A 10,312-nucleotide genomic window follows, 5' to 3' on the forward strand; every position below is an offset into this window, starting at 1 on the left:
CGTGGTGACCCAGGGCAGGTTCCAGCCAGTGAGCCGCCAGCCGAACTCGGTGCTCAGGTCGCCGAGCAGTGTCTGCCAGGCCGAGAGTTGCTGCGACTTGCCGCTTAGGACACTGGAGGAGCCGTGTTGTTGGAGATGACCTGGCGGATGTGCCGGAGGTGATGGTCGTCCACGTCAACGTCGAACGTCTTGCTCGGCACCTCCTTGTCCTCTGCCATGCCGAGGACAAGGAGGCCGCCTGTGTGGTTGGCGAAGACCGCGACGCCCTTGGCCAGTCCCTCGCGTCCCTTTGGGCACGCGACATACGCCTGGAATCAGTCCCGTCGGGCGATGGCGACGCGGCCCGAGCGCAGTGACGTACGGCCTCGTATGCTGGACTCCAGGCGATTCGCGATGGTCAGCAGGTCTTCGTCGGAGACGACTCGCAGCCCGTACTCGGCGAGGAGGGCCGCCATCTTCTGCGGCTTCCACAGGGAACGCCACGGCTCGCTCGCCGTGACGGAGCTGTTCAGGACACGTGCGATCAGCCGGCCTGCGGAGGCCTTTGCCGACGGGCCCTGGTAGTTGAGGACCAGCGCGCTCCCCGGCGCCGAACGGTCGGCGACCGCACGTACCGTGGCGCGCACCTCGTCGCCTGTCAGGTATGGGACGACCCCCTCCCATAGCCAGGTCGTGGGCACGGCCGTGTCGTGACCGGTGGCCTCAAGTGCGCTGCCCAGGTCGTCGGTCGCAAGGTCGACGGGAGCGAAGCGTACGGAACGAGCCACGACGGGCGGTGTGCCCGCCTTAGCCAGACGTTCCTGTTTGTCCTGCTGGGAGGCCGGGTGATCGACCTCCCACACGTCCGTGTTCGCGAGCTCCGCCATCCGCCATGCACGCGAGTCCAGCCCGGCGCCGAGCACCACCAGCTGGGGAGTCTTGTGGCTGCGCACCGCGTCGTCGATCGCGACCGTGCGCGGCACTACGACCTCCGCACAGGCCCGCACACCCTCGTACGTCGCACGCGCCTTCCAGCCCGTGGAGGGAGCGCCTGCGCGCACCTCGTCCACAGGCGCCCTCTCCGGGGGCCACAGCAGCCGCACCGCCACCCCGTCTGAGAACCGAGCCACCGCAAGCCTGCCGTCCGCTGCCGCCCGCCCCTGACACACCAGGACCGCCGTACGGCTCGCCGTGCGCTGGATGTCGCTCATGAGTGGTAGTTAATACCATCCTCGTTCGGTGCACGGGGTGGGTGATTGCACAGCGTTTGATCTTGCGTAGGTGCTGGTCAGCTGAGTCCGAGGAGCTGCAGCGGCCGGTCGAAGGGCCGGAAGGACATCTCCCGTATCCCGGCGGCGATGTTGCGGTGTCCAGCGGCGCGGTGCTGATTGCAGCCGGTTCTCGATGCCCCACTGCGAACGGACGATGGCCGCGATCCGCTGGGGGCTGGCCTGGGGGCTGGTGAAATTCGTTGTGACGTACATGGTCTCTCGGGTGCGCTTGCCGGTAGTGCGCACCGTACGGACTGACGAGTCCCGAGGGAGCCTACTGCTTGTTCCGCGCTGCGATCAGCACTCCGGAGCTGCTGGTCGGCTTAGTGGCGAACCGCGGGCGGGCCGCGCCAAGCCCGGGGGCAGCACGAGCGGATGCGCCTTACCGCCGGCGCGGACGGGATGGACCGGAGGGCAGGCCGGTTGCGACCTGCCGGGTGAAGTCCATCGCCGCAGCCTCGTTGGCCGAATGGGAAGCCGCCCAGCAGGCCGGAACCCTTCGAGACTACGAAGCGATCTTCGGCGCCACGGCGGAGGTTCCCGCCCACGAGTGGGACGCACACGAGCCGCACGATCTTACCGTCGGTGAGTTTGAGACCGTCTGGCTCACAGCACGAGCAGCCTGCCAGGCAAGAGCTCGAGTACGCCCGACACACAGGACGTGAATCCAGACATTCCCGTGCGCTCACTGCTCAGCACCCACACTTCGGTTTGTACTCCACGGCACTTCAGAATTCGCGAACCCAAGAGCTCTGTTGCGGTAGCGCTGGACGACGGTCGTGCCCAGCGGCGTCCAGATCGCCGGGTCCTGCGCGGCGGGGCGGCGGGCGAACAGGTTGCTGAGCGTCATGGGTGACTTCTCCTTCGGGATGGTCGTTGGTCAGGCGGCCAGACGGTGCGTGACCGGGGAGGTCATGACGGTGTCGGGGTGGGGCTCGAAGCCGCGGTGGCACGGGTCGCAGACGCCTTGGGTGCGCAGCGGGAGGCAGAAGTAGTACCGGCGCTTGCACTGGGGGCAGGTCTGCCTCGAGGCCATCGCTTGGTCCAAGGCCCGCTCCTGAGCGAGCGTCGGCCGTCGCTTGGGCTTCGCCAGATCGACGCGGAACAGCCCGCCCCGCTGGGGGTGGTTGCACGACCATTGCGGCCGGTAGCCGCACCACTCACAGCACAGGACCGCGACCGGTCCGCGGTTGTCACCCGGGCTGAGGTTCAGGTCCCGTAACTGGCGCCGGGTGACCAGGCCTTCGGCGACAGCGCCGCGGTTGAACTCGGGCAGGGTCGCGCTGCTGCGCGGCACCCGCTTCACCTCTCGGCGGCGACGCTTCTTCCTGGGGAGTGGCATCACTGCCCCCAGGCGCCGGGCAGCCGGCCGGGGCACTGCGGGTGGCGGGGGCCGGGGCGGATGGGGCGGGGCCGGCCGATCCGGCAGCGCGGTCGGGGGATGAGCACGGGCGTGTGCTCCAGACGTCGGTGGGCAGCAAGCAGCGCGTCCCGCCGGCGCAGATGCGTCGACGGGGCGCGGGGCAGTGACGGGTGGCCAGTCGGCCTGTCCGGTCCTCGCCCACCAGGTCGTGGTGGGCGAGGACCGGGCGGAGCGACCGGAGGGGTCAGCGCTGCTGGAAGTGGCGGATGTTGTCGGGCTCTTCATCGAGGTCGCTGAAGTCGTCGGCGGCCGGAGCGTGCTGCGGCGGGACCTGCGGCCCGGGCGGGGTAGGCGACGCGGCAACGCAGGCTCAGACCGCGCAGCGCGAACGCGCTGAGCAGCGTCCAGGCGAGGACCGTGAGCGCGGCGGCGACGGGTCGGCTGGTGTGCGGAGTGGCCGACTGGGGAAGAGGCATGGCTCTTGCCCGCCTCAAGCCCACCTGCGAAGATCACCCCATGATCAAGCGAAAGGACAGCCGGGTCCTCATCCGGTGAGCCGCCCTCAGCCATGGGACCTCGGCGGCACCCTCAGTGGTCAGCCCTCCCTCTACAGGCATGCCCAGGCAGTTGAGCGTCAGCGGTCGGAGCAGCCACGGCACCATCAGCTCCCTCAGAAGACCCCCCAGCCGAGCCGCCGCGCCAACCGATCGAAGGACGCTGCGGTACGGATCGCCGCCGCTGCCACACGTCTGACCAGTTCCCTTCCCGATCGCTCGGCAGCGTCCATCCTGAACAAGCAGCTTCGGCGCATCGTGTGGCGCGACCATGCGCGAACGCTCGAAGCAACTCTCCAAGAGAGATCCCTCCCCTCCGACCGCGTGCGCCAGTTGGGTCGGTGGTTCACCATGCGCGGTGAGCACCCCAATGCAGTCCAGTTCGGGATCCTGCTGCTGGGCATGGCCGGGACCGACCACGACAGCGACATCTTGAAGACCCTGGGCACCTTCTGGGAGTTCTCGGCTGAGGCCTGTGAAGCCCTACTACGTTCCCAGGCCGACCCCTACCAGGCTCTCTTCGAACTGGCCCAGCAGGCGGAAGGCTGGGCTCGCGTCGATGCCGTCGGCCGCCTGGAAGGAGCATCCGATCCCGAGATCAGGGACTGGTTGATCCGTGAGTCGTGCACAGGCGACGTACTGGACAGCTACTTCGCGCTGACCGCCGCGAAAGTCGGTGATCTCGCTGATGTCCTGTCCAGAGAATCATTGGACGAGGAAACTCTGGACGGTGCGGGAAGGCTCCTTGAAGCGCTCACCGACGTCGATGGACCGGGGCCAGCGTTGGGGTCGTATGACGACGCAGTACGCGCACTGAACGGTTATCTGCGTCACGCCACAGCAAGAGGCATCACGCTGCGGCAGCTTTGGAGCCTCTTGTCGATCAACCGATTTCTCAATGACTCATACGCGAGCGCGAAATGCCGGGAACATCACGAGTGGCGGCACGTTCGGCACCAATTCACGAAATTGGTTGGAGATCCGGTATCCCGGAAAGTCGTACTCTCCGGCCTTACTGACGAGGAGCCGACCACTCTCCGTCTTGCGGCATGGGCGGCCAGACTGATGAACATCCCCGCTCGCCCGGCTCTGCTGCGGAGGGTGGAGGCACAACCTCACGACAGCAGCATCTGGTTCCTGCTCATCGACGACTGTCCGAGCGAGGACATCTCGGCGGTCGTCGAGGCCGCAGAACGCCTCCTGCCTCTCCAGAGCCTGCGAACTGGTCCGACAACTGAACTGGGCCTCGGGACGGAGTATGAGGTCGATGGGATCCTCGACGTCATCGTGAGTCGACTGGACGACCACCCCGGCCACGGGTGGCAGTTGATAGAAACTGCCCTCAACAATCGAACGAGTAGGAACCGTCGTATGGCGCTCCGGGCACTCAAAGGCTGGCCAACCGAGTTCCTCCCTCCTACTGCACGCCAGATCCTCTTTGCTGCTGCAGCAAGAGAGCCCGTTCCCGAGCTCCGATCAGAAATTACACAAGAAGCCGGACGCCTATGAATCTGTGACACCAACCAAGAGCAGAATGTCGTGGGGCGGGGAGACTTCACGAGAGAGACTTTCCCCGCCTCTCGGCGCAAGTGGCGACTCTTCGGGCGCCAAGAATACTGGCGCACGGCACTTTTTCCGCAGCTGTCGTATTCCTGAGCAAGCAGGTCCACCAGACCCCTGCTACATAGCCCTGGGCAGTGCGAACTCCCTGGCCAAGTCGGGGGACCGTACGGGATGCTGCAGGCGTGATTGAGCGAGAAGCCGCAGTTCAGGCTGTCGAGGAACAGCTGGAGCGCGACTATCAAAGTTGGCGAGCTACGGGTGTGGACGCGATGCGCATGGCTGTGGTCCATGTCGAGGAGCACGAGCTGGTGTGGATCGTCTCGTGGCAGTCCGAGGAGTTCGTACGCACTCGGAATTCCGAGTTCATGCTGGCCGGCAACGGGCCGTACCTGGTCGACCGCGTCGACGGGGGACTACACCAGATCGGCGTGGTCTCCGCGCTAACCGGGGAGTGGGAGGCCGACTATCGAGCCCGGATACGCGGGTTGCCGGTGCGCACCGCAGTGGATGATCTGCACGATGCGCTACGTGGAGTCGCCGCTATACGCGGACGCATGCACGCTGTGCGGACACTGCGCCAGAGACTGCCCGTGCTCTCGCCCGCGGAGGCCATCGAGTACGTGAGCACGTTGCTGGACGGTGATGCACCCGCGCGCCTCGTGGCCGTCGCCACCAAGGAACTCGTGGAGCCTCTCAATCCAGTACTCGCTGTGGAGACCATACGAGTGGGGCGGTGATCCGCGCCGGTCAGAGACCCGACGGATGACTGGAAAGCCAGTCGGCATGCCGATCGCGCATCCGGTCCCGTTCCTCGGACGTGGCGAGGAAGACATCGGCGCCACCGTCGTAGGGGTGGTGGACGCGTTGCATCCGGGTGTCGGTGATAAGGACTCCCGCCACCTTGTCGTCGGCGATGTCTCGGAGCAACTCGTCGATGCAGCCACGCCGCCAGGGCCGACGGGCGGCGAAGAGATGGCAGTACGTGCGGAACTCAGGGTCAGGATCGTCCTCCACCAGCAGACTCTTCCACGAAGCTCGGGAGGGTAGGGGGACGGACGTGCCATGACTCGATCCTCTCAGGGAATCGAGCCTCCATCAGACCCGGAGCGCTTCTGTTTGTTGTGGTGTTGTTCGGGTGGTGGTGGGTGGGGGGTTGAATCGGGTCGTCCGGTTGGGTGGGGGTGGGTGGGTGGTGGGGGGTGGGGGTGGGTTTTGGTCGTCCGGTCGTCCGGTCGTCCGGTTGGGTGGGGGTTCGGGGTCTTGTGAATATACGGACTAGCTGGTTTGGTTTGGGTTGGTTGCAGGGAACATGTTGTGGTGGGTTGTGGGTTGGTCTTTGGAGGTTTTGTGGTGCGGCAGGAGCGTGCGGTGCGCACGCGGCGGTTGATTTTGGATGCGGCGGCGTCGGTTTTTGATGAGCGTGGTTATGAGGCGGCGACGATTGGTGAGGTGTTGGCGCGGGCGGGGGTGACGAAGGGGGCTTTGTATTTTCATTTTCCGTCGAAGCGGGCGTTGGCGGAGGGGGTGTTGGGGGAGCAGTTTGCGGGGTTTGTGCTGGCGCCGCGGGTGAGTAAGTTGCAGGAGTTGGTGGATATGGGGCTGGCGTTGGCGTATCGGATGCGGCGTCGTCCGGTGGTGTCTGCGTCGGCGCGGTTGTCGTTGGGTCAGGAGATGGGGGCTGTTTTCGGTACGTGGACGATCCGGACGTGGCTGGATGCGACGGAGCGGGTGCTGCGGGAGGCGCAGGAGCAGGGGGAGCTGCTGCCGCAGGTGGATGTGGCGGAGAGTGCGTGGGTGTTCTCGGCGGCGTGGACGGGGGTGCAGGTGTATTCGCACACGCTGTCGGGGCGGGAGGATCTGGAGGAGCGGGTGTGTGCGCTGTTTGAGCATCTGCTGCCGAGTGTGGCGGTGCCGGCGGTGCTGGGCAGGCTGGTGATTGATCCGGCGCGGGCTGCGGAGGTGGCTGCGGAGGGTGAGCGGCTGGCTGCGGAGGCGGGGGAGCCGGCCGGTCTGGACGGGGTCGGCGCCCCGGCCTGACCCCGGCCCGCCTGGCCCGTTTTCCCCGGTCCGTCCGGCCTGCCCGGGCTGCCGGGTCCGTCTGGTCCGTCCGGGCTGGCGGGTCCGTCCGTGCGTGTGTGCCTGGTCCTGTTCTGGTCTGCCTGTGCTGTTCCTGTGTGCCCGGTCCTGGTCCTGGTCGTCCTGGTCGTCCTGGTCCTGGTCTGGGCGGGGTGCTGTCCGTGGCTGGGCGGGGTGGGGGCTCCGGCCGGGTGCGAGCGGGTGTCGAGTGCGGCCGCTGATGGTGGGGCGGATCTGTGGTGGCGCCCCTGTTGTGGTGCCGCGTGTCTTTCCCTGTTGTGCCTGGCCTGGCTGGGCCTGGTCTGGTCTGGTCTGTGTCGTCGGCTGTGCGGGGGTCTCGTTACCGGAGTGTGCGGGAGTGCCGGGCGGGCGGGGGCGGGTTGCTTGCGGTGGGGCCCGCGGTGGTGGGGTCTGGTGGTGTGTCCCGGTAGCGGGGGGTCCGGTGGCGGGGCCCGGTATCGGGGTGTGGGGGTGGGTGCCGCGGGTTCGCCTGTGTGTTTCTGTGCCGGGGCGGGGGTCTGGCCGGGCGTGTGGTCCGGGGGTGACTGGGCTGCTGTTTCTGGCTGGGTGGGGTTGGGGTGGGGCGCGGACCGGTAAACATACCGCGCGTGCGGTTTGGTAGGGTGTGGTGGTGGTCCCGGTGTGTCCGGGGGTGGTGGTGGCTGGTGGTGGCTGGGGAGGAGGGTGGGGTGGTCAGGCAGGTGCGGGCGGTGCGGACGCGTCGGGCTCTGGTGCGTGCGGCGGCTGAGGTGTTTGCGGAGGACGGGTATGCCCTTGCCTCGCTGCCGGTGATCAGCAGGCGGGCGGGTGTGAGTACCGGGGCGCTGCATTTTCATTTCCCGAGCAAGGATCTTCTGGCGCGTGAGGTGGAGGCGGTGGCGACGGTGTCGGTGCAGCGGCTGGTGGTGCGGGAGGGTGCGGGGGGCGGGGGGCTGCAGTTGCTGGTGGATGTCAGCCGTGATCTGGTGGCGGCTCTGGCGGTGGATCCGGTGCTGCGGGCCGGGTTCGAGCTGGGTGGTGATCCTTCGCGCAAGAGTGCGGAGGGGCCGGGGCGGTGGTGGAGTGAGTGGGTGCATGCGCTGCTGCGTGAGGCGCAGGGTGCGGGGGAGCTGGCGCGGGGGGTGTCCCCGGAGGCGGCCGCGGTGGCCGTGGTGGCCTCTGTCGCCGGGTTCGGGCGGCTTGCCTCCCGTCACCGTGTGCGTTCCTCGCCTCATCTGGTGGAGCAGTTCTGGGCGCTGCTGCTGCCCGGCCTCGCGGCGCCCTCGCGCCGGCTGCCGGTCCTGCCCGGTTCCCGGGCCGCCGGGACCGACCGCACCCCCAGGTAAACAGACCGCATGGTCCGGCAATAGGGAAGTCAAACCGCTGGCGGGGCGGCCGCGGCAACCGGAATCTCGCCCGGCTGGTCGGCTTATGTGCTGGAAGCCGGATTCTCTCGAGGGGGTCTCGAGCATCGGCGGAGAGAAAACAAGACGCCCGGTTTGAGATTGACATACCGTCCATGCTGTTTTTTACTCGGTGTGTCGGGCGGATCCCGGACGGCGGGCGCGGCTCACCCGCCGCCGGCCCTCCGGCGGACCGGGGCCCGGCGGCATCGGGGCCCGGCGGCATCGGGGCCTGGCAGTCCGGGGCCCGGAGGTGTCGGGCCTGGCAGCGTCGGGGTCTGGTGGTCCGGGGCCCGGAGGTGTCGGGGCCTTGCAGTCAGGTCCTGGTGGTCCGTGGCCCGGCAGCGTCGGGGCTTGGCGGCGTCGGGGTCTGGTGGCGTCGGGGTCTGGCGGTCCCGGGCCTGGTGGTCCGGGGCTCGGCAGCGTCGGGGTCTGGTGGTCCGGGGCTTGGTGGTGTCGGGGTCTGGTGGTCCGGGGTCTGGCGGTGTCGGGGTCTGGTGGTGTCGGTGGTCCGGGAGTTTGGGGCCGGGGCCGGGGCTGGGCGGGTTCCGGGTTCCGGGTTTGGGGTTTTTGGGGGCCTGGGTGTTGATGGGGTCCGAGGGGTTCGGCAGACCGCAGTGGACGGACAGGGGAGACGGCGTGGACACCGACATACTCGGCACTCTTGCTGTGCGGGAGAAGGGCATTTCGATTGCTCCGACCGCTCCCAAGCCGCGGCAGGTGCTGGCCCTGCTGGTGGTGCAGGCCGACCAGATGGTGCCGGTGGGCATGCTGAGTGAGGAGTTGTGGGGCAGCAGGCCGCCCCGCAGTGCGCGGCCCACGCTGCAGACGTACATTCTGCAGCTGCGGGAGCTGATCACCGCGGCGCTTGAGCCGGATGCGGCTGATGCCCGTACGGCCAAGGACGTGCTGCTGACCGTGCCGGGCGGCTATCTCCTCAAGAGTGGTGGGGGCGGCAGTGACGTGCGGGAGTTCGAGCGGCTGGCCGGGCTGGGCTACCGGGCGATGGACGCGGCCGACTTCCCGGAGGCTGCCCGGCAGCTGCGGGCCGCGCTCGCGCTGTGGTCCGGGCCGCCGCTGGCCGATGTGCACGCCGGGATGCACCTGGCCACCCAGGTCAAACGGCTGGAGGAGAGCCGGCTGTGCGCGCTGGACCAGCGCATCGAGGCCGATCTGCGGCTGGGCCGCCACCGCGAGCTGCTGGCCGAGCTGACCGTGCTGGTCAGCCGCTATCCCACCCACGAAAGCCTGTGCGGGCAGTACATGCTGGCGCTGTACCGTTCCGGGCGCCGGGGCGAGGCCCTGGACGCCTACCAGCGGCTGCGCGCCACCCTGGTGCGCAGTCTGGGCCTGGAACCGTCGGCGGCGCTGAGCAAGCTGCAGCGTTCCATCCTGATGGCCCGGCCGGACGGCTCACCCGCCACCGCCACCGCGACCGTTCCCGGTTCCGCCGGGCCGGGTTCCACGGGCAGTGGCCCCGCCGGGACCGGACGCCTCGCCCCGGTCGGCTGACCCCCTTCGCCCCGGCCGGTTGGCCTTCTCGCCTTGGTCGGCCTCCTCGCCTTGGTCGGCTGGCTTCCTCGCCCCGCTTCCGCCCAGGTCCCGGTCCCGTCCGCCGGGACCTGGCGCATGTCCCGGTCCCGGTCCGCCCCCAGCCCCCCCGGCAGGCCCCCGTAGGCCCGGGTTTGCGGCTGTGCGGCCCGCCGTCCGGTCCCTCACCCCGCCCGTCCGGCCCGTGCCGTCCGTCCGGCTCTCATCCCGTCCTGTCCGGCCTGTGTCACCCGGGCTGTACGGGCTGCTGGTGCCGCCCGTCCCGCCTGTCCCGCCTGTCCCGCCTGTCCCGCCCGTCCCGCCTGTCCCGCCCGTCTCGTCTGTCCGTCTCGCCTGTCCCGCCCGGGTTGCTCATCCCGCCTGTCCCGCGGCGTGCCGTCCGGGCTGTGCGTCCGCCCGGGCTGCGCGTGTTGTGCGGGCTGCTGGGGGGCGGCTGTGTGGGCCGTGGCGGCTGCGGTGGATGGCGTTCGGCGGTGTGGGCGCTGTCGCCCGGTCGGCGCCGCGGGCGTGCTGGCCGGGGGGTACGGGGGGGGTGCCGGGCCGGGTGGCGGGGCCCGGGGTGCCGGGCGGGCC

Annotated in this window: 10 protein-coding genes; 5 read left to right on the top strand and 5 right to left on the bottom strand. The window is 69.0% G+C overall.

Going from position 1 to position 10,312, the window contains the following annotated elements:
* Nucleotides 1-314: 314 nt before the first annotated feature.
* The 4 genes from KVT44_RS54765 to KVT44_RS54780 form a co-directional block, all read right to left on the bottom strand.
* A complete protein-coding gene (locus KVT44_RS54765) occupies nt 315-1,190 on the bottom strand; it encodes a class I SAM-dependent methyltransferase (RefSeq protein WP_217576634.1) in 876 nt (291 codons plus the stop codon).
* Between the two features lie 745 nt (nt 1,191-1,935).
* Nucleotides 1,936-2,100 (bottom strand): hypothetical protein, encoded by a 165-nt coding sequence (locus tag KVT44_RS54770; RefSeq protein WP_217576636.1) that lies wholly within the window; start codon nt 2,098-2,100, stop codon nt 1,936-1,938.
* Nucleotides 2,101-2,130: 30 nt separating this feature from the next.
* On the bottom strand, nt 2,131-2,547 hold the full coding sequence (locus tag KVT44_RS54775; RefSeq protein ID WP_308314419.1) for an RRQRL motif-containing zinc-binding protein: 417 nt from the start codon (nt 2,545-2,547) through the stop codon (nt 2,131-2,133).
* Between the two features lie 347 nt (nt 2,548-2,894).
* Nucleotides 2,895-3,089 carry a hypothetical protein gene (locus KVT44_RS54780; protein WP_217576646.1) on the bottom strand — a complete coding sequence of 65 codons (195 nt, stop codon included), beginning with the start codon at nt 3,087-3,089 and terminating at the stop codon, nt 2,895-2,897.
* A gap of 429 nt (nt 3,090-3,518) precedes the next feature.
* Here KVT44_RS54780 and KVT44_RS54785 point away from each other — a divergent pair, with 429 nt between their 5' ends.
* Together KVT44_RS54785 and KVT44_RS54790 are read left to right on the top strand one after the other, a co-directional pair.
* Entirely contained in the window at nt 3,519-4,676 is a 1,158-nt protein-coding gene (locus KVT44_RS54785) for a hypothetical protein (RefSeq protein ID WP_217576640.1), read from the top strand.
* A 236-nt stretch (nt 4,677-4,912) separates the two neighbouring features.
* Nucleotides 4,913-5,467 carry a YrhB domain-containing protein gene (locus tag KVT44_RS54790; RefSeq protein ID WP_217576642.1) on the top strand — a complete coding sequence of 185 codons (555 nt, stop codon included), beginning with the start codon at nt 4,913-4,915 and terminating at the stop codon, nt 5,465-5,467.
* A 10-nt stretch (nt 5,468-5,477) separates the two neighbouring features.
* On the opposite strand, the gene KVT44_RS54795 is transcribed toward KVT44_RS54790, so the two are convergent.
* Nucleotides 5,478-5,744: a hypothetical protein gene (locus KVT44_RS54795; RefSeq protein ID WP_254651201.1), complete on the bottom strand. Its 267-nt coding sequence runs from the start codon at nt 5,742-5,744 to the stop codon at nt 5,478-5,480.
* A 333-nt stretch (nt 5,745-6,077) separates the two neighbouring features.
* Between KVT44_RS54795 and KVT44_RS60450 the strand changes: the two genes are divergently transcribed.
* The 3 genes from KVT44_RS60450 (at nt 6,078) to KVT44_RS54810 (ending at nt 9,700) form a co-directional block, all read left to right on the top strand.
* Nucleotides 6,078-6,767: a ScbR family autoregulator-binding transcription factor gene (locus KVT44_RS60450; RefSeq protein WP_097281963.1), complete on the top strand. Its 690-nt coding sequence runs from the start codon at nt 6,078-6,080 to the stop codon at nt 6,765-6,767.
* Nucleotides 6,768-7,495: 728 nt separating this feature from the next.
* Nucleotides 7,496-8,131: a ScbR family autoregulator-binding transcription factor gene (locus tag KVT44_RS54805; RefSeq protein WP_217576644.1), complete on the top strand. Its 636-nt coding sequence runs from the start codon at nt 7,496-7,498 to the stop codon at nt 8,129-8,131.
* Between the two features lie 696 nt (nt 8,132-8,827).
* Nucleotides 8,828-9,700 (top strand): AfsR/SARP family transcriptional regulator, encoded by an 873-nt coding sequence (locus KVT44_RS54810; RefSeq protein WP_054231724.1) that lies wholly within the window; start codon nt 8,828-8,830, stop codon nt 9,698-9,700.
* Nucleotides 9,701-10,312: the final 612 nt, after the last annotated feature.

Source organism: Streptomyces sp. GbtcB7, assembly GCF_019091445.1.
GTDB classification, from domain to species: domain Bacteria; phylum Actinomycetota; class Actinomycetes; order Streptomycetales; family Streptomycetaceae; genus Streptomyces; species Streptomyces mirabilis.